The organism is Microcoleus sp. N9_A1 (assembly GCF_036701795.1).
In the GTDB taxonomy this organism is placed as follows: domain Bacteria; phylum Cyanobacteriota; class Cyanobacteriia; order Cyanobacteriales; family Microcoleaceae; genus Microcoleus.
Map to the genome: position 1 here is coordinate 1 of NZ_JAUBRI010000099.1, position 17,137 is coordinate 17,137.

Below are 17,137 nucleotides of genomic sequence, written 5' to 3' on the forward strand. Positions count from 1 at the left end.
TTGAGAAATTTTGAAATACGGGCATTACTTTTTTGGCATTTTCCTAAAAAATTAGCACAATAAGTACGGAAGAGCCATGAAAATTAGAGCAATCATCCATCCAGCAGCAGCAGGTGGCTATTGGGCCGAAGTTCCCGCACTTCCAGGCTGCATTACTGAAGGAGACACGATAGAAGAAGTGGTAATTAATTTAAAAGATGCTATGGTCGGTTGGCTCGAAGTTGCTAAGATCGCTTTACACATATAAAAGCTGATTGGCGATTTCATCAGCCGTTAGCGTATTTAACAGAATAGCAACCCGTTGGGCAATCTCATAGGCGTTCTTTTGAGGAGCTACAATAATGCCAGAATGTTGCCGTCCTTCTGTCATATACTCTAGATGCAGTCGCTCAAAGTCTACGCGATTATGGGTGAGCAAACATCGTTCAACAGATGCAGTATAAGCTAATTGTTGACTATCCGATTGACTCAGCATTGCCTGTTCGCTCGTGGTCGTCACATCAAAACCTCTAGCCTTTAACAAAGTGGCTACAAGCTTAGAAACATCTTCATCTGTGTGGATAGTTGCAAACAGTTTCACAGTTTTTCCATTGCAGCTTTAACAGCAGGATGAATCAATTCTTCAGGAATTCGATTGCGCTCAATATAAGTATTTATTTCTTCCTGATTATCCAAATAAAAGCTCAGTGCGTCAAAAACTTGAGCTAATTTCAGGTGAGGCAAGTGCGTCGGGATTTCTTCAGGAGTGATACCTAAACGCCACAATTCCACGATCGCACGAACGGAAGTTCTGGTTCCTGCGATAATTGGTTCGCCTTGCAAGATTTCAGGGTGACGTGCGACATAACGCGAAACAGATTGTGTGGTCATAAAAGATTAACACGACACAGCGCTCTTTATTATAACTTAGGCTAACACTCGTTCAGTTGACAGTTGACAGTTGACAGTTGACAGTTGACAGTTGACAGTTGACAGTTGACAGTTGACAGCGACCTTTACCTGGAAGGAAGAGGATGGGAGTAATGAATAGTCTTCTTTTAATTTCTCCCGATCGGGCTTTGGGCTTTAAACCAATTCTTTCTGGTAAAAGATTCAGAAGGATTAAGAGCGATCGCCAAAAGTACGCGCGGTGCAGCTATCCATCCAGGAATCGCCCGTTCAGATCCATCCAACGCCGATTAGTCTTCGCCTATTCAATCTTTATTAGAATTTACCGCACGTTTGAGAATTTGACTGACAACTCCGTACCTGTCGCCAACCAATCCATCGAGTTCGTGCTCAATATCTTCCAACCAGCCCAGTTTACTTGTCCACTTACCATTAGGTAATTGTCTTGCTGCATGAGTTGGGATATCGGTAGAGTCAATATATAGTGCTATTTTTTCATATCCAGGTTCTAATGTGTCGCCATTACAAATTTCATATCCCAGCGTTTTATAGGCCAGAATATATGCTTCTAGCGTCTCCTCTTGCGGCACGCCATCTGGCCAATAAAATTGCTCTCCCGGTATTGGTTGCCACCATCGATCATCTTCGCCAGCAGCCCAAGCAAAGCAATTATATTCCTCTGACTTTAGACTGGTAACTTGATAATCAGTGTGAGACAAATTCTGCCATTTAATTTCAAGTTCAGGTCTTCTATACATTCTATTCAATCGCATAGCCTTGATTTTTACCCCACTCTATCCAAGCTGATGCCATTTGTTTGACTCTTCCTTTTTGTTCTGCTTTGATGGGATTTGTACCTGTAATTGCACTCAATGCTGCGAACCAGTAAAGGGGATTTTTTTTCAGTTCTGATAGCAGTAGTGGTACAATTGGATTTCCCATATTAATAATTTCCTGATATGCAGGATGCTGAGACATTCGGTTTGTCGAAGACATTCCAGCAACTTCTCTTTGCCACTGCTCGGCAAGGTGATAAAATTTGTTAACTACCACTGAGTCTAATTCAGCATTTTTCTTTGGGATATCTGTGGCAGTATGTGGAGAGGAAACTTCTCGTTTTGCAAGCACGTTTTCCAAACCCATTAAGACTAACTCTTCTATTGATACATTCAGATCGACAGCGACTTTTTGTAGTTTCAGCAGGCGCTCATCTGAAATGGCGATCGTGATGGTGTTCATCTCGCTTACAAACTAGGATGATTTCTTAAGTGTAGCAAATAAATTATAGTTGCTATAAAAATCAAATTTTGATCAATAATTTCATAAAGTATAGCAAATAAATTCTAGATCCAAACTAGATCCAGTACGTGCTGAATCGGGACTCGTGGAGGCGTAAAGTATAGAAGTTGCGGAACCGGCACACCGATCGCCCGATCGCCCCCCAGCAATTTGTTACCCTAAAAGTAGAATCAAACCTCCCTCAACTGCATCCCATGAACAACGCCTCTCCCCTAATTCAAACCGTCACCCCAGAACGCTGGGCCGGGTTTAGTATGGACTTTATCGGGGCGGGTTACACGGGGCTGTTGGTCAAAAACGGCCGCGCCGTACGTACCCTGAAATCTGGGCGGCATTTCAGCTTCGCCCTTCCCCTGCTGGAACAGTGTCAAATTGTCCTCGTAGACACCAAACTCCGCAATTTGGACGTGCAATCCCACGGAGATTTCTTGTCTAAGGACAGATTTTTAATTGATGCGACTCTGACGGTTATTTATCAAGTTATAGATCCGAAACGAGTAGCTTTGGAATTGTCCGATCCTCTAGCTGTTTTAGCAAGTGCAGTTAAGGATTGTCTGGGATTAGCGATCGGGCAAATTCCCCTGCAACAGCTTATCAGTCAAGGACGGCTGTTGCTGCGCCAAAATTTGCTCGATCGCGTCCAAGATTTTTATACTCTAGGTTTTAACTTAGAAGACGTGCGAATTGGCGATGTCAGCTTTCCCGAAACTAACGGAGTTATTCGCCAAGTTGAGGGAATGAGTGCCCGACAAGAAGCAGAAAATGCCGCCGCGCTGCAAATGAGAATTGCCGAAGCCGGCCGCCCGATTATTCCTCAATCTCCCGTACAGCAGTTAAACTTAATTTCAGGTAATTCTCCTGCGAGTCTTCCCGCTTCTGACACAGCAGCAGCGTTCGATCGCGATTTGCAACAACTGACAGAACAACTCGCTCAAAACAGTCTCCCACCTGCGAGGAATTCACCTTCACTTGCACCGACGGTACTCGCAAGCAGCGATCGCCAAACAACCGCATATTTAATCTACAAACTTTCTGGAGAGGCGATCGCCCTAACAGCCAATCCCTTTACAATTGGACGCGAACCAACCAACACTTTAGTATTACAAGACCCGCAAAGTTCGCGCTACCACGCTCAAATCCGCCGCGCCACTGACGAAATTGGCAAACAGCGATATCAGCTTGTTGATAGCGGCAGTTCCAACGGCACTTTTGTGGGTGGGCAGAGGCTGGCTGCTAACGAGCCTTTTTGGCTGCCAAATGGTTGCGAAATTGCGATCGGCGACCAAAAATGGGTGTTTCAAGATTCGTGATTGAAAGATATGAAGATTTTTTTAAACAGCAGATAAACACAGATAAATCCCATCAGCGTTCATCTGTGTTTATCTGCTGACATATGCGGTTGAAAAATCCCAATCTAAGTAACTTGCTTTAATCACGATATACAAGTAATAGATGAATATGGTTTTAAACAGGAGATAAACACAGATTAATCCCATCGCCTTTCATCTGTCAGGTTTCTGTAGGGGCGTTGTCAAGAGTCCCCGCCTTTGGGACACAGATTGACAAATTCTCCCTCCCCAATTCCTCATACTCCCAGGTAGAAGTCTCTTCCCAATCTTAGGGGGGATATCTCCACAAGCGTTTCGAGCGATAATTTGTCAAGATTGAAAATATAACGAGAGGACAACCACATGAACTTTTCTATACAATCTGTTTACAACTGGTATCGCGACACGCTCCGCAACCCCAAGTACCGCTGGTGGATTATTCTGGGAACCCTGGCATATCTGGTAAGCCCGATCGACATTGCGCCCGATTTTCTCCCCGTCGTCGGACAAATTGACGATGTGGCGATCGCAGTCTTGCTGATTTCCGAAGTGTCCCAAATGGCGATCGACTACTTTAAATCCCGCCAAACAGAGACAGCCTCAGCATCCGAAGCCACCGGCAGCCCTTCTGAAGCCAAAGGCAGCACCGTTGACGTAGATGCAGTTTCTGTACAATAGACCTTTTGCAAAATCCTTTTCCTCAATTGATGGGACGGGCTCTTCGGCCCATCCCACAAGAAAAAATAACTCTTGTGGGATGGGCCGAAGAGCCCGTGCTAATTATTTTTGCAAGAGGTCTAATAATTGCCAAAAATAATCGATCGCTACAACCCCGACTTCTTCAAGAAATCGGGGTTTTTGTTTTTTAAATGGCAACTGCTCAGATCGTGCTCCAAAACTGGTAATTTTAACTATGATCCATCTGTGTTAACAAAAAATTTTTATAGATGAAGTTTAGCGAAATAGTACAAAAACTTAACTTAGCCACCAGTCGCACCCTCACAGCGTCGGTTGCTACCGATCGAGAAATTACAGGCCCCGCCCCAGTCGATGAAGCCGCATCGGGTACAATCAGTTACATAGAAGGAGCTAAATTTGCCGCTCATACAGCCACTACAAACGCTTCGGCCTTAATTTTACCCTTAGACGAAAGGCTGCAAGCTCAATGTACCGATCGCAACATTGCTTGGATTGCCGCAGCAGATCCGCGATTGCTGTTTGCTGAAACGATCGCCCTTTTCTATCAACCGTTTCGCCCAGCATCCGAAATTCATCCCTCAGCCGTCGTTCACCCCTCCGCAGAAATTGGTGAAAATGTCTATATCGGCCCCCACGTCGTTATTCAAGCAAAAGTCAAAATTGGCAGCAACGTTTGCATTCATCCAAATGTCGTAATTTACCCAGATTCGGTAATTGGCGAAGGCACTGTTTTACACGCTAACTGTGTCATCCACGAACGTACTCGCATCGGGGCAAATTGCGTGATTCACAGCGGTGCGGCGATCGGGAGCGAAGGTTTTGGGTTCGTGCCGACAGCCTCCGGGTGGGTGAAAATGGAGCAGTCTGGCTGCACGGTATTAGAAGAGGGCGTTGAGGTTGGCTGCAACAGCACGATCGATAGGCCCGCTGTCGGAGAAACCCGCATCGGCCAGAATACAAAAATCGACAATTTAGTACACGTAGGTCACGGCTGTCAAGTCGGGAAAAATTGCGCCTTTGCCGCTCACGTTGGCATGGCCGGCGGGGTAAAAATTGGCAACAATGTAATTTTGGCAGGTCAAGTAGGAATTGCTAATCAAGCCAAAATCGGAGATGGGGCGATCGCTACTGCTAAAGCCGGAATTCACAGTGATGTTGCAGCAGGGGCGATCGTGACAGGTGTTCCAGCAATTCCCCACAAACTATTTCTCAAAGCCACAGCAATCTACAACCGCTTGCCCGAAATGTACCAGTCTCTGAGGCAAATTCAGCGCAAGCTCGATCGGTAGTCATTAGTCATTAGTCATTAGTCATTAGTCATTAGTCATTAGTCATTAGTCATTAGTTATTAGTTATTAGTTATTAGTCCTTAGTCATCTCCAATAATTCTTGTGGAACAGGCAGGATGCCTGTTCAAGACTGGCTTTTCACTCCTATGTCTATTAGACATCAGTCAACAGTCAACAGTCAACAGTTAACAGTTAACAGTGTTATGGTTGCAACCCATTAAATGTGGCATAGTATAACTAACCTGCGACTGCTGTCGCCGTCAATACCAGCAATTGTCAAAATAATCTTGTTTTTCTCAACTTGGATTGTTGTGTGGCTTCCGGCAGCGATTGTGCTGGCGATCGCCCTCAAATGGCATCCACCCCAACCCCTGGGAAACAAAAAACTACCTTTACTAGCTTCCCTCTACGTGATTGTCCCCTTCATTTTATGGGCGACAAGTTGGATCGAAAACACGTCTTTTACTAACTGGGGTTGGGATTGGCAACCCGCAGTTTTGATGTCATTACTGCGGGGATTGGGATTAGGAATAATCAGCTTAGTAATTTTATTCAGCCTGCAATTAACCGCAGGCTGGATCGAGCTACAAATGGGGGAAATTTCCACCGAAACAGGCGAAAAAAATAATAATTTTTGGGCCTTAATTTTTAACCCTGCTAGTCTGCTGACTCTGTTATTAGGACTGTGGATTAGCGCCACAGAAGAGTTGATATTTCGCGGCTGTTTGCAAACAATACTCCAGCAAGATTACTCAATAATAATCGCAGGTGCGATCGCCAGTTTCATTTTTGCGATCGCCCACCTAATTTGGGCAGCCAAAGAAACTCTACCGCAACTGCCCGGATTGTGGCTGATGGGCATGGTTTTAACCTTAGCCCGCATCGCCGACAATGGCAGTTTAGGATTGGCGATCGGCATTCACGCAGCTTGGATTTGGGGTATAACTACCGTAGATACAGAAGGCGCAATTAATCCGACAGGCCGCGCACCGGAATGGATTACAGGAATAGCAGCAAAACCCCTAGCCGGTGCAGCCGGAATTCTGCTACTGCTAGCAACAGCAGCCGTACTTTTGTTAATCAAAAATTAAAACCTAATACCCCAAACCAATTTAAAATTACCTCCTCTCTTCCTCTCTTCCTCTGCGCCCTCTGCGCCCTCTGCGGTAAAAAAAAGATTAGATTCAATAAAGCGGGAACAAAAACTACAACCAAAACATAGATAACACAGCCATTAATCTGCGGTTAAAAATCAGACATTAATTCAAGTGTCGATCAATCGTCACAATCGAAACCGGCTGCAACGCATCAAAACGAGTTGAATTCCCCCCAGCCACAGAACGCGATAACTGCACTTGCACGATTCGGTAACTCCAATGCGGTTCCCGGCGCACCCGATCGCCCATCCAGCTCAAAACAGTAGCAATATCCTCAAAAGCATCCAAAGCTAGGACTATCGAGCCTCCAGGGAGCAGCCGCAGCGCGCAAACGCCCAAAATTTTAGTCAACCCTCCGCCACTACCGCCGATAAAAATCCGGTGGGGCGGACGCAAGCGGTGCAAGATTTCCGGGGCGGTTCCGTGAATCGAGAACACATTTTGCAGCCCAAAACGGGCGCAGTTGAGTTCGATCGCACAAGTACCAGAAATTGTTTGTTCGATCGCATATACTTCAGACTGCGGGAATAAACGAGCAATCTCGATCGACACAGAACCATTACCAGCACCCACATCCCAGACAACTTGTCCCGGTTGCAAAGCCAATTGTGCCAGCACCAACACCCGCACTTCCCGTTCAACCGTCAAACCCGGCTTGTCGCCACAACCGATAAAAGCTGCATCCGGTATTCCCAACAAAGGCAACTTTTCCAAATCCAAAGGTTCTGCCCTCGGCGAGGGTTCCCGCAGCATCACAACCACGCTCAGCGGTGCAAAAGACTCTCCCAGCAAAGCTGACAGAGAACGCAGGTTTACGCGCTCGTCAGCAGAACCCAAATTTTCGCAAACCCAAAACTCGTAGCGTGTAGGCAAATTTAGAGCTTTCACCAAATTTGCCAGGGCCGCCGGAGTATGAGTTTCGTCTGCGAGCACCGCAATTTTCTCGACACCGAGTTTGAGTTTTGCCGTCAGTTCCTCAAAATAACGTCCTTGAGAGCCAACAAAATGAGCGTCTTGCCAAGGGATTTGCAAGCGATTAAAAGCCAACTGCACAGAACTGACGTGGGGGTGAAAAGTCAATTTTTCTGCCGGCAATTGGGCAATTAACAACTTTCCCCAGCCGTAAAACAGCGGGTCGCCGGCCACTAAAATTACGATCGGTTGAGCACGGGGTTCCACCGTCCCCGCAGAGGGTTCTAATTCCGGTTCAGTCGCCCACCAGCGCCGAATTTCCAGAATTGCTTCGGTCAAATCTTCCAACGCCCAGCGCTCTCCGTCGTGCTGGGGAAAATAGCTCAAATGGCGCTCGTTCCCTATTAGCAGAGCAGCCATTTCTACAACCTGCCGCGCCGATTCGCTCAGCCCAGCAGCTCCATCTAAACCTATACCAACAACGTGTACTGTCACTTTTTAAGCAAAAAGTAAAAAACCAGAATTACTGATTTTTCCTGGTTTTTCATAAATTTTTTCCTTGACTTTGTTACCAAGCCAGAATAATGAAAGCATTTAATCGGCAATATCCTGACTCTTGAAACAGAGGAAAGGGGAAGAGTGGGAGAGGGAAGAGTGGGAGAGTGGGAGAGTGGAAGAGTGGGAGAGTGGGAGAGTGGGAAAATATGCTCTCTTGCTTCTTCCGTCTTCCGTCTTCCGTCTTCCGTCTTCCGTCTTCCGTCTTCCGTCTTCCTGAAATCCGTTACATCCGTTACATAATCCGTTACAAAATCCGTTGCTAATACATCCGTTACATCCGTTACATCCGTTACATCCGTTACATAATCCGTTGCCGAACTTCCTTCGTTAAAACTCAAAAACAGGCCAGTCCGGTTGCCGGAGGTAGGTCGCCATGTCGTCAAACTTCCGCAGTTCCACTCGGTTTAAGGACAGTTCTTGCGGCGTGTCCAGCCATTGCTCGTTTAACTCTGACAGCAAAGCGCACAAGCGATCGCGGTCTAGGTTCGGCCCGATGTCCCCAAAATAAGCCAGAGTAATGTGGGCCGTAAAATGATATTGCTGTTCAATTCCCAAAGCCATTAAATCGGGATTTTGATAGATCGATCGGCGAAACTCCAGAATTTGCTTGTAAGAGTTTTCGTCCGTCGGTGCCAAACAAACACCCACAGCTCTAGTCATCACCATCAACCCCAGCACTATCCAGCGAATGGGAGCGCCGCCAGCCAAGGGTTTGCAGGCGGCAAAACCATCGGCCATGCGCGAGCGCAGTTGCTCCTCAAATTCGGGATTATTATCAGAGGCATCTCGAAAAGCGCTGCTCCAAATCAAATCGGCTACGGTTAAATGGAAGCTATCAGGAGGCAGTGCCACGATCGCACCATCCGCTATTTCCTGCAATAGCCGTTGTTGGATCGAGTGCAAATTACTATAAAGTGCAGCATTTTCTGCATCTTCCCCAGCAGGCGGCGTAATCACCGAATAACCCGGAAAAGGTACAGGATCTCTGTGACCAGCTTCGTCCGGCTTAAATTTTGGAGATTCCTGAATGTGTTCCACCTGGGACTTGTAGGAGTCCAGCAGCGTCATTCGCGCCACCCGATTTACGTAAGCTTGATAAGTATCATCCAATCTTGATTTCCTCGCGGTGACATACTCCCACACCAAATTTTATATTATGGCGCGGGCTTCCAACAGCCCAATTCAGGATATGTTGGACAAGGCTCGCGTGCAACTCTGATTTTTTGGGCTACTGAGCGTTTTTCATGCAAATTTACCTGTTTTGGGGGGAAGACGACTTTGCGATGGCGCAGGCTGTGACAAGTTTGCGCCAAACAGTCCTCGACCCCAACTGGGCTAGTTTTAACTATGACAAGATTATTGCCGATCGAGCCGATGCTGTGGTAGAAGGGCTCGATCGAGCCTTAACGCCCCCCTTCGGTACCGGCAGCCGTTTTGTCTGGCTGGCAAATACGACTTTAACGCAGCAGTGTTCTCCAGAACTGTTGGCCCAATTGGAACGAACACTGCCAGTGATTCCCCCTACCACCGTGCTGCTGCTGACAGCAGTCAAAAAACCCGACAGCCGGCTCAAATCTACCAAGTTACTCGTCAAGTCCGACGCCGAAGTGCGGGAATTTTCACCCATTCCGCCTTGGAATGACAAAGAATTAGCCCAGCGGGTGCGCCAAGTCGCTGGCGAAATGAATGTAAAATTGACAGCCACAGCGATCGAACTTTTGGCCACATCCATCGGCAGCGATACCCGTCAGCTATACAGCGAACTCGAAAAATTGCTGTTGTTTGCCGGCAACCGCAGCCAACCTCTCAACCCGGAGGAAGTCGCCGCACTGGTACACTGCCACGCCCAGAATACCTTCCAGCTAGCCGATGCGATTCGCGAGGGCAATACCTCCGCCGCTTTGGATTTATTGGCAGGCTTAACTGGCCGCAGCGAGCCTGGTTTGAGGATTGTGGCGGGCTTGACTGGTAAGTTTCGGATTTGGCTGTGGGTAAAGGCGATGATCCAAGCGGGCGATCGCGATGATAAAATTGCTCAAGCTCTAGATCTCGGCAATCCGAAACGAGTCTACTATTTTCGCCAAGAAGTCAAGAACGCCAGCTTAGAAAAACTGCAAAAAAGTTTGCCCTTGCTGCTAGACTTAGAGGCTTCTTTAAAACGGGGGCGAGAAGAAATCTCAACCCTGCAAACCAAAGTTATAGAACTTTCTAGCTTGTTTCGCTGATGCGCGACAAGGCACAGGAGCGGCATCTTACTGTAAATTTTTACAACAAATTTCGATAGCGCCTATGTGCTTGATGTCGGCTCGCGGGCCAAAAGGTCAATAGATACTAGAAATACTCTCAGAATGCCAAAGTAGAAGTTAATGTGGTAAATAAATATTGTCCGCCGAATGCCGATCGGTTAATATTATTTGCCGGCTCTCCACCCCCCCCAAAAAAAGAGCGCTACCCATGACACAACAGAACCCGCGGGAACTGCTCAAGCAGGGCGATCCAAAAGCGATCGCATCTAGCATCAACCGTACACTCAAACCCAAAGGCATCAACGCCGATGTGACGCGGGACAACGGCTGCCTCCACATAATTCTGGAGGCAGACAAAGTACCGGATCAAATGGTATTGGTCGATTTCATCCGCACCGGCATGACGAAGCTGGGACTCGAATCAATTCACACTGTAAAGGTTTACGGGCGTCGAACAGGTGACGGCTCGCCTGCGTGGGAAGATGAAATTGATCTGATGCCTGCGGAGCCAATGCTTTACGGATCAGAAAGTGGAATGCCTGACGACTCTGTAGGTATAGATGATGTCGAGCCAGAAGGCGAAGACTATTATCAAGAGGGAGAATTCGATCGAGATGACGACGAGGAAGACGAAGACGAAGACGAAGATCAAGCCCCACCTCCGAAAAAACAATTTCCCAAATGGGTAATACCTGTGGGTATCTTAGTACCTCTGGCGGCGATCGCAGCAGGGCTTTTCTTTACTAACACTTTCCCCTTCGGCGACTCGAACCCAGAACCCATCGCCCCCGAAGCTGCTTCCCCCTCCCCCCAACCCTCATCTCCCCCTTCTAAAGCCGCTGCATCCTCTCCAGCCGCATCTTCGGGCACCCCACAGGCAGCCTCCCCTGCACCAAAACCCGCTCCCACTGCTGCTGCACCAGCAAGCCCAGCTCCAGCTTCTCCTGCACCAAAAGCCGCCGCGCCTAAGCCTGACTCTTGGAGAGAAGCCGTTAACACAGCTCAGAAGGCAGCAATTTCGGCCCAGAAGGCTCAGTCTCAAAATGAGTGGATCGCAGTAGCAAGCGAGTGGCAGCAAGCGGTTAAGCTCATGAGAGCCGTGCCGTCAACCAGCCCCAACTATCAAAAGGCTCAGCAAAAAGCGTCAGAGTATCAGGCTAATCTGATTGTTGCCAACCGCAGGGCGGCGGCAGCGCCTTAAGAGTTTTGAGTTTTGAGTTGAATACTCGAGGTGCTAAAAGTCAAAAGTCAAAAGCCAAAAGCCAAAAGTAAAAAACTTGTTTTTACTGAAAGCTTTCTTACTTTTGACTTTTTTCAATTTTATTAAAATTTCATTTAAGCTGTCGCGCATTTAAATTGCATATTCGAGGCTGGCAGGACGCCCAGCCCACTAATTGTTTGATTTTTTTTTAACAGACAATTTAAATGCCGCAACATCTGAAAAATGGTCAGAAAAAAGTTGACAGTTGACAGTTGACAGTTGACCAGTTGACCTCTACCTGGAAGGAAGAGGATTGAAGTAATGAATAGTCTTCTTTTAATTTCTCCCTAAAAGGGAGAGGCTTTAAACCAATTCTTTCTGGTAAACAGAATTATATTTGTGTCGGTTGTGGCAGACAATTTATAGATTGCTATCAACCTCATAAAGGTTACTCTTCAGAGGTTAAACGTGAATGTCTCAAAATGTATGTCAATGGTATGGGTTTTCGAGCAATTGAGAGAGTCAAAAATGTGCATCATACGACCCTCATTAATTGGGTCAAACAAGTAGGAAAACTTTTGCCAGATTTTTATGACGTAGAAACAACTCCCGAAGTGGGAGAATTAGATGAATTAGAAACATTTGTGGGCTCAAAAAAAACTTGCACCTGGTTATGGACATCAGTAAATCATTTTAAACCAGGTATTCTAGGATGGGTTTTAGGCGACCGAGCGTGCAAAAACCTTTGAACCACTATCGGGGATTGTTAATAAATAGAAATGCCATTTTTAGGTGACAGATGGGTGGAAAGTTTACCCGCAGTTTATTCCCGATGAAGATCAGATTCAGCAGCGCCGGAATTACTTACCAAAAGCAAAGAAACCGGGTTTTTGACCGTTTCTGCGGGCTTAACGCGTCTTTTCAGCAAAAAAACCCGGTTTCTGACTACTCGTGCGTCAGCCTTATAAACGTAAAATATCGTTTACGGTTGTTGCTGAATGATTAAACCGCAGAGAACACAGAGGACACTGAGTCAGAGAATGAGAGAGATGAATAATTTCGATGTCAATGGATTTGAGATCGGAACATTTGTCATAGCAATCCGCGATAGCGAATAAACACCAACATCACCGCCCACGATCCTAATGCGACTTTGACTGCAACCAGGATATTGAGCAAGGGGAGAATGCCACCGCTGAAAAGTGTGCCTAACTCTCCGTGCGGTAACTCATATCCGGACAGAGTGATAACGGACAATACAATGAAAACAAGTACCGAAACCTTCTCCAAAGTCGCGGCGTGCCAGCGCTTGTATATTTCTTGCATCCACTGCGGTGATGAGGTAATCGCCACCAAGCCGATCGCAGTTCCCCCCGCTACACCCGCCGCAAAACCGCCCCCTGGACTTAAATGCCCGCGAATTGCTAGTTCGATACCCACCAACGCAGCAATCGTCGCTCCCAATCGCGCCAAAATAATCGATGGTTGATCGGTAAACTGATATATGGCGCAGGACGGCTTTTCATTTGCTAGCATAAAACTTGCACCCAAGATGGCGATCGTAAATACCACGACTTCAAAGATCGTGTCGTACAGCCTATTTCGCAAAATGATACCGGAAACCGCATTGGGTACTCCACTATCTTGAACAACCAATTCGACGATCGAACTTTGCTGCGATAAGTCCATTGTTGGATTGGCGATTAGCAGCATTTTGACAAACAGCGCTATCCCTGATAAAAAGTAAACCCACTTCATCAATGCTTGTCCTCTGCGTCTGGTGTATTTACATAGGTTAGGGTTGTCCCTGGTGATGAAAGTTCGGTTTGCATGATGTCGTAGACACGCCGAACTCTGATTGCGGTGTTATAAAGTTGCGCTTCGCCGCTGTGTTCTAGTTGGTCTTGTGGGGAACAAGCTGCATGAACTTCTTTTTCCATCAGCGCCCGCTGCAATGCCTGTGTAGTCGCATAGGGAACCAGTTCCAGGCGCATATGGCGTTTCTGAAAAACTGTGCGGATGTCATCTATCAGTTGCTTAAAATGACCTGCGGTTTTGTCGTTTGGTATAGCATCGTCCTCAATCCCGTCTTCGATGACACCCAGACGCAGCACGAGGGATGAACGCACCGTCACTGCATAAAGTGTAATCGCGAGTAGAGTACCCATCAAGGCTTCGGTCAAGCCCACATCCCCCGCCCCTAGAATTGTATACACCAAGGCGGCGATCGCTCCCAATACCCCCCGCAGTAGCAATGCGTGGTATGGATTGACCTGAAATACCACCATACCACCAGCTAAGGGTAGCAGAGCGACGAGGACATAAATGTAGCTATTATCGTTCATAGTCAGTCCCTGTTTTGGAACAATAGGCCAACACATATCCCAGCATTGTGTTCCAGATTGCTAAGCAAATGATCGCCAGAATCAGCAGCGGCCATTTACTGGGTATTTTCAGCAGCAATCCGACGACGATCAACATTGACCCAAGCGTATCTGCTACCGAAAGACTGTGCAGTTTATACAAAACCGATCGCTTGCCCAGTAGGAAAGAAGTACCCCAAAACCAGAAAAAAATCCCTATACCGATGCAGGTATAGCTCAATACATCTATTACGATCATGCTTCACTGATACGTTTGATTATTTGTGCCAACAACATCAATCCAGCATTACCCACACTGAGGATAATCGCCGCCACCACACCGATCATCCAATCATCGCGCCAGACGGATATGACGAGAGCGATAATTGCCGTTTTCGTCGAAATACTGGCAAAGGCCAACATTGTTTGCCAGATATCATGATCTTTCCATACCTCGTACATGGGTATGAGCAGAGCCAGAATCATCGCAATTAGAATCAAGTTGTTCAAGTTGTTCAATGCTGTACCCTCCTGATTGTTTGCTGACTTAGCTAAATAGGAATTACTGATTTCTCCCCGCTCTTCCTCTGCGTTCTCTGCGTTCTCTGCGGTTAAAAAATCCTAAAAAACTTCAGCTAATTACTCGAAGTCCGCCGCACTCGGTGTACTTCGTAAAAACCCTCTTCGTGATATTTCACAACAATCGTCTTAGGAGTAAAAGTGATCAGGAAGACATCTAGGAAGATCAGCAAGGGCGATCGATGATTTGGCACTTTTTCCATGATCACATCTTCGTGCCTATGGGGACGGAGGATGAGTTCAAAAGCTTCTATATAAGCTATCGGAATCGCCATGAAGATTTTACCCAACACCCCCAACCATTCCCTCAAAGGTTCCGGGGGTGCGTAGCTGCGCGGCAAGAGGAAAGCAATGATGAAGCCGATCGCAATATTTGCCAAACTAAAATCGGCAGTGAGTAGAAACCAGATGGTCAGTCTTAATATTAGCTGTCCAATCATGTTGAGAATGCCATCCAGAATAGTAGGAGCGAAATCAAGCTCATAAAACCGACCAAATGATCGAATTGTTCAAGCATACGTGGCAGTTTGATTGCCGTGCGTTGAAAAATTAGAAAATAGGCTAACCAACCAACACCGATGATGGCGATCGCCTTAAGCATATTTTCCAGCGTATATGCCTGAACATCAAAAGCATTGGCTGCAATCAGCCCACCTAGCAACAGCAACACCGCAGGCCAAAAACCGGGTTTGGCTGCTGTTTGTCCGCCACGGGGTAGAAAGATGAATTTAGCAAAAGAGATTGCTGTTCCGACTGCTGCGAGATTCATCGCGATCGCTTGCCAGGAACCCAAATTCTTCACCGTTAACGTCTTTGCCCCAAAGCCAACCAACATGGGAAAGCCAGAGATTGATAAGCTAGCTATGACTAAGGCAATCCAGATCTTGGTATCGATCGGCTTCTGTTTCAATTCTTTCAGATTACGACTCGGTAACGATCCTGCAATCAGAAACAGCGACGATTTCACCAAACCGTGTGCCAGCGCATAAAACCCACCAACTTCCGGTGCAGCGAGGATAAAGCCCAACTGCGAAACCGTGTGAAAAGCCAACATCCGTTTGCTATCTTTTTCTAAAACCGCACAGAACACGCCCAGCAGCGCCGTCCCGACTCCGAAAATCTGGACGATGGGTGCCACCTCGTCCACCATCAGCGCACAGCGCACGAGGGGATATACCCCAGCTTTAACGACAATTCCCGACAGCAAAGCCGACACTGGAGTTTCTGATTCCGAGTGAGTTAAGGGCAGCCACAACCCGGATACAAACACGCCTCCTTTGACCAATAGTCCCATAAAAATCAGAGCGATCGCCTCTGGGGGCGCTGCACCCAATCCGGCAAAACTAAACGAATAACTTGCCTTATAAACCAACACGGCACCGACTAGATAAAACAGCATTGCCGTGTTGCTAATAAATAGATAGCGCAAAGCCACCCAAATCGCTCGATCGGTGCGAGGATAGGCAATCAAGAGAAACGCCGCAATCCCGCTGACCTCTAATGCCACATATAAACTGATAAAGTCCGTAGAGGCAAAGGCTGCATTCAGACTGCCGTGCACCATCAGAATCTGTGCATAGAAAAATGCCGACTTATCTGTGGGCCAACAATAGATAACAACCGCCGCCGTGACTAAGGCATTGGTTAAGATAAAGTAGCCGCTCAAGCTATCGACTAGCAAAGTCACGCTGAAATTATCCAGTAACTTCAGCGTCACCGCTGACGGCATCGTAAAAAGCTCGGCTGCAAAAGCAGCAGATACAATCGCTCCTAATATTGCGAGATACTTGTCAAGCTTGGGAATTAAATAAATAGTAAACCCGACAAAAAATGGGAATGCAATCCAGGCGATCGTCAGGGTATTCATGGGGTGTTATTCATCTCGATTTCGTTACTTTCCAATGTCGGATTATCTCGTGCCAGCTTCATCACACCGACCAGCATTAAAGCCTGAATCGAAAAGCCGATCACGATCGCCGTTAAGATCACCGCCTGGGGAACCGGATCGGCGTAAGCGACATTTTTCCCCTTTGAAATAATTGGTGTCAGCAAGCCTTCTCGCGATGCCACCACCACGTAATAGGCTATAACCCCTGTACTCATGACATCCATACAGACGATTTTCATGATCAGGTTCTTTTTAAAGATGATACCAAAAAATCCGCAAAATACTGTTGCCAATACCAATGCTTCTAACATGGAAATTGCGTGTTGGATAAGGGGTTTTGGTTATTATATTTGAATTAATGTATATTATTTTCTAATGGGGCTCAGAAATTTTCTAGCCCTTAAAGGCTCTGAAAAGCTGTCTAGGTAAGGGAAAGAGTTGGATGTCCCGTCAGAGCTGAAACCCTTGTCAATGCAAGTCTGAGTCCAATTAAAACTCAAACCCTTTACCTGTCAATGTTTGCAGCGATTTTTGACGTTATTTTTTTCTAAGTCGCGTTAGCGAATATGTGGGCGACAACGAAGTCCGATCGTCCATCAAACGCGGTTTCAGACCACTCGTGCGTCCAGGAGTGTTCAATAGACCTCTTGCAAAAGTCCTTTTCATAAATTTATTGGACGGGCTCTTCGGCCCATCCCACAAGAAAAAATAACTCTTGTGGGATGGGCCG

22 protein-coding genes and 1 pseudogene are annotated in these 17,137 nt (G+C 46.8%); 8 read left to right on the forward strand and 15 right to left on the reverse strand.

All coding sequences use genetic code 11. From position 1 onward, the window contains the following. Window positions 1-76: 76 nt before the first annotated feature. On the forward strand, window positions 77-247 hold the full coding sequence (locus QUA58_RS28300) for a type II toxin-antitoxin system HicB family antitoxin (protein ID WP_333257654.1): 171 nt from the start codon (window positions 77-79) through the stop codon (window positions 245-247). Here QUA58_RS28300 and QUA58_RS28305 read toward each other — a convergent pair. From QUA58_RS28305 to QUA58_RS28325, 5 genes are all read right to left on the reverse strand, one after another. After that, window positions 236-580, reverse strand: coding sequence for a DUF5615 family PIN-like protein (locus tag QUA58_RS28305; RefSeq protein WP_333257657.1), 345 nt, complete (start codon window positions 578-580; stop codon window positions 236-238). The two genes, QUA58_RS28300 and QUA58_RS28305, sit on opposite strands and share 12 nt — an antisense overlap. Continuing rightward, entirely contained in the window at window positions 577-870 is a 294-nt protein-coding gene (locus tag QUA58_RS28310) for a DUF433 domain-containing protein (protein ID WP_333257659.1), read from the reverse strand. The genes QUA58_RS28305 and QUA58_RS28310 overlap by 4 nt, the downstream gene beginning before the upstream one ends. A 167-nt stretch (window positions 871-1,037) precedes the next feature. Further along, window positions 1,038-1,172 (reverse strand): hypothetical protein, encoded by a 135-nt coding sequence (locus tag QUA58_RS28315; RefSeq protein ID WP_333397428.1) that lies wholly within the window; start codon window positions 1,170-1,172, stop codon window positions 1,038-1,040. Between the two features lie 21 nt (window positions 1,173-1,193). Then, entirely contained in the window at window positions 1,194-1,646 is a 453-nt protein-coding gene (locus tag QUA58_RS28320; RefSeq protein ID WP_333397430.1) for a DUF7689 domain-containing protein, read from the reverse strand. 1 nt (window position 1,647) lies between these two features. Then, a complete protein-coding gene (locus tag QUA58_RS28325) occupies window positions 1,648-2,127 on the reverse strand; it encodes a hypothetical protein (RefSeq protein WP_333397432.1) in 480 nt (159 codons plus the stop codon). Between the two features lie 167 nt (window positions 2,128-2,294). Between QUA58_RS28325 and QUA58_RS28330 the strand changes: the two genes are divergently transcribed. The 4 genes from QUA58_RS28330 (at window position 2,295) to QUA58_RS28345 (ending at window position 6,594) form a co-directional block, all read left to right on the forward strand. Continuing rightward, complete coding sequence (locus tag QUA58_RS28330) at window positions 2,295-3,497, forward strand: SPFH domain-containing protein (protein WP_333397435.1); 1,203 nt, start codon at window positions 2,295-2,297, stop codon at window positions 3,495-3,497. Window positions 3,498-3,878: 381 nt separating this feature from the next. Continuing rightward, window positions 3,879-4,193 carry a YkvA family protein gene (locus tag QUA58_RS28335; protein ID WP_333369756.1) on the forward strand — a complete coding sequence of 105 codons (315 nt, stop codon included), beginning with the start codon at window positions 3,879-3,881 and terminating at the stop codon, window positions 4,191-4,193. Between the two features lie 269 nt (window positions 4,194-4,462). Beyond that, entirely contained in the window at window positions 4,463-5,503 is a 1,041-nt protein-coding gene (lpxD, locus tag QUA58_RS28340; protein ID WP_333397436.1) for a UDP-3-O-(3-hydroxymyristoyl)glucosamine N-acyltransferase, read from the forward strand. Between the two features lie 221 nt (window positions 5,504-5,724). After that, window positions 5,725-6,594, forward strand: coding sequence for a type II CAAX endopeptidase family protein (locus QUA58_RS28345; RefSeq protein ID WP_333397438.1), 870 nt, complete (start codon window positions 5,725-5,727; stop codon window positions 6,592-6,594). Window positions 6,595-6,762: 168 nt separating this feature from the next. Here the strand turns inward: QUA58_RS28345 and cbiE are convergent, their stop codons facing one another. Genes cbiE through QUA58_RS28360 form a run of 3 tightly spaced genes read right to left on the reverse strand, consistent with a single transcriptional unit; the run spans window position 6,763 to window position 9,198 of the window. Continuing rightward, window positions 6,763-8,067, reverse strand: a complete 1,305-nt coding sequence (gene cbiE, locus QUA58_RS28350; protein WP_333397440.1) for a precorrin-6y C5,15-methyltransferase (decarboxylating) subunit CbiE — start codon at window positions 8,065-8,067, stop codon at window positions 6,763-6,765. After that, window positions 8,064-8,468, reverse strand: a complete 405-nt coding sequence (locus QUA58_RS28355) for a hypothetical protein (protein WP_333397442.1) — start codon at window positions 8,466-8,468, stop codon at window positions 8,064-8,066. The genes cbiE and QUA58_RS28355 overlap by 4 nt, the downstream gene beginning before the upstream one ends. Then, on the reverse strand, window positions 8,458-9,198 hold the full coding sequence (locus tag QUA58_RS28360; RefSeq protein ID WP_333397449.1) for a DUF1868 domain-containing protein: 741 nt from the start codon (window positions 9,196-9,198) through the stop codon (window positions 8,458-8,460). Before QUA58_RS28360 ends, QUA58_RS28355 begins: the two co-directional genes overlap by 11 nt. Before the next feature lie 176 nt (window positions 9,199-9,374). Between QUA58_RS28360 and holA the strand changes: the two genes are divergently transcribed. From holA to QUA58_RS28375, 3 genes and pseudogenes are all read left to right on the forward strand, one after another. Further along, a complete protein-coding gene (gene holA, locus QUA58_RS28365; RefSeq protein WP_333397444.1) occupies window positions 9,375-10,355 on the forward strand; it encodes a DNA polymerase III subunit delta in 981 nt (326 codons plus the stop codon). Between the two features lie 229 nt (window positions 10,356-10,584). Then, the gene (locus QUA58_RS28370) at window positions 10,585-11,577 is read left to right on the forward strand and encodes a hypothetical protein (RefSeq protein ID WP_333397445.1); all 993 of its coding nucleotides are present in this window, start codon (window positions 10,585-10,587) and stop codon (window positions 11,575-11,577) included. A gap of 371 nt (window positions 11,578-11,948) precedes the next feature. Further along, window positions 11,949-12,366, forward strand: a pseudogene (locus QUA58_RS28375) (IS1 family transposase); the annotation flags it as partial. A gap of 303 nt (window positions 12,367-12,669) precedes the next feature. On the opposite strand, the gene QUA58_RS28380 reads toward QUA58_RS28375, so the two are convergent. The 7 genes from QUA58_RS28380 to QUA58_RS28410 all read right to left on the reverse strand — a co-directional run bounded on the left by QUA58_RS28380 (window position 12,670) and on the right by QUA58_RS28410 (window position 16,718). Then, window positions 12,670-13,335, reverse strand: a complete 666-nt coding sequence (locus QUA58_RS28380; protein WP_333397447.1) for a Na(+)/H(+) antiporter subunit B — start codon at window positions 13,333-13,335, stop codon at window positions 12,670-12,672. Next, window positions 13,335-13,922 (reverse strand): DUF4040 domain-containing protein, encoded by a 588-nt coding sequence (locus tag QUA58_RS28385; RefSeq protein WP_333256894.1) that lies wholly within the window; start codon window positions 13,920-13,922, stop codon window positions 13,335-13,337. The genes QUA58_RS28380 and QUA58_RS28385 overlap by 1 nt, the downstream gene beginning before the upstream one ends. Next, window positions 13,912-14,199, reverse strand: coding sequence for a monovalent cation/H(+) antiporter subunit G (locus QUA58_RS28390; protein WP_333256897.1), 288 nt, complete (start codon window positions 14,197-14,199; stop codon window positions 13,912-13,914). Before QUA58_RS28390 ends, QUA58_RS28385 begins: the two co-directional genes overlap by 11 nt. Next, window positions 14,196-14,426 carry a hypothetical protein gene (locus QUA58_RS28395; protein WP_333256911.1) on the reverse strand — a complete coding sequence of 77 codons (231 nt, stop codon included), beginning with the start codon at window positions 14,424-14,426 and terminating at the stop codon, window positions 14,196-14,198. Before QUA58_RS28395 ends, QUA58_RS28390 begins: the two co-directional genes overlap by 4 nt. 149 nt (window positions 14,427-14,575) lie before the next feature. After that, window positions 14,576-14,959, reverse strand: a complete 384-nt coding sequence (locus tag QUA58_RS28400; RefSeq protein ID WP_333206841.1) for a Na+/H+ antiporter subunit E — start codon at window positions 14,957-14,959, stop codon at window positions 14,576-14,578. Beyond that, a complete protein-coding gene (locus QUA58_RS28405) occupies window positions 14,956-16,386 on the reverse strand; it encodes a cation:proton antiporter (protein WP_333256900.1) in 1,431 nt (476 codons plus the stop codon). Before QUA58_RS28405 ends, QUA58_RS28400 begins: the two co-directional genes overlap by 4 nt. Beyond that, window positions 16,383-16,718: a cation:proton antiporter subunit C gene (locus QUA58_RS28410; RefSeq protein WP_333256903.1), complete on the reverse strand. Its 336-nt coding sequence runs from the start codon at window positions 16,716-16,718 to the stop codon at window positions 16,383-16,385. The genes QUA58_RS28405 and QUA58_RS28410 overlap by 4 nt, the downstream gene beginning before the upstream one ends. Window positions 16,719-17,137 lie beyond the last annotated feature (419 nt).

Bases quoted from the DNA above. Each gene is read 5' to 3' on its own strand.
- QUA58_RS28320 (WP_333397430.1), bottom strand. From the start codon at position 1,646: ATGTATAGAAGACCTGAACTTGAAATTAAATGGCAGAATTTGTCTCAC.
- QUA58_RS28370 (WP_333397445.1), top strand. From the start codon at position 10,585: ATGACACAACAGAACCCGCGGGAACTGCTCAAGCAGGGCGATCCAAAA.
- QUA58_RS28325 (WP_333397432.1), bottom strand. From the start codon at position 2,127: ATGAACACCATCACGATCGCCATTTCAGATGAGCGCCTGCTGAAACTA.
- QUA58_RS28385 (WP_333256894.1), bottom strand. From the start codon at position 13,922: ATGAACGATAATAGCTACATTTATGTCCTCGTCGCTCTGCTACCCTTA.
- QUA58_RS28360 (WP_333397449.1), bottom strand. From the start codon at position 9,198: ATGACGCTGCTGGACTCCTACAAGTCCCAGGTGGAACACATTCAGGAA.
- QUA58_RS28390 (WP_333256897.1), bottom strand. From the start codon at position 14,199: ATGATCGTAATAGATGTATTGAGCTATACCTGCATCGGTATAGGGATT.
- QUA58_RS28395 (WP_333256911.1), bottom strand. From the start codon at position 14,426: ATGATTCTGGCTCTGCTCATACCCATGTACGAGGTATGGAAAGATCAT.
- holA (WP_333397444.1), top strand. From the start codon at position 9,375: ATGCAAATTTACCTGTTTTGGGGGGAAGACGACTTTGCGATGGCGCAG.
- QUA58_RS28380 (WP_333397447.1), bottom strand. From the start codon at position 13,335: ATGAAGTGGGTTTACTTTTTATCAGGGATAGCGCTGTTTGTCAAAATG.
- lpxD (WP_333397436.1), top strand. From the start codon at position 4,463: ATGAAGTTTAGCGAAATAGTACAAAAACTTAACTTAGCCACCAGTCGC.
- QUA58_RS28300 (WP_333257654.1), top strand. From the start codon at position 77: ATGAAAATTAGAGCAATCATCCATCCAGCAGCAGCAGGTGGCTATTGG.
- QUA58_RS28310 (WP_333257659.1), bottom strand. From the start codon at position 870: ATGACCACACAATCTGTTTCGCGTTATGTCGCACGTCACCCTGAAATC.
- QUA58_RS28400 (WP_333206841.1), bottom strand. From the start codon at position 14,959: ATGATTGGACAGCTAATATTAAGACTGACCATCTGGTTTCTACTCACT.
- QUA58_RS28335 (WP_333369756.1), top strand. From the start codon at position 3,879: ATGAACTTTTCTATACAATCTGTTTACAACTGGTATCGCGACACGCTC.
- QUA58_RS28405 (WP_333256900.1), bottom strand. From the start codon at position 16,386: ATGAATACCCTGACGATCGCCTGGATTGCATTCCCATTTTTTGTCGGG.
- QUA58_RS28410 (WP_333256903.1), bottom strand. From the start codon at position 16,718: ATGTTAGAAGCATTGGTATTGGCAACAGTATTTTGCGGATTTTTTGGT.
- QUA58_RS28345 (WP_333397438.1), top strand. From the start codon at position 5,725: ATGTGGCATAGTATAACTAACCTGCGACTGCTGTCGCCGTCAATACCA.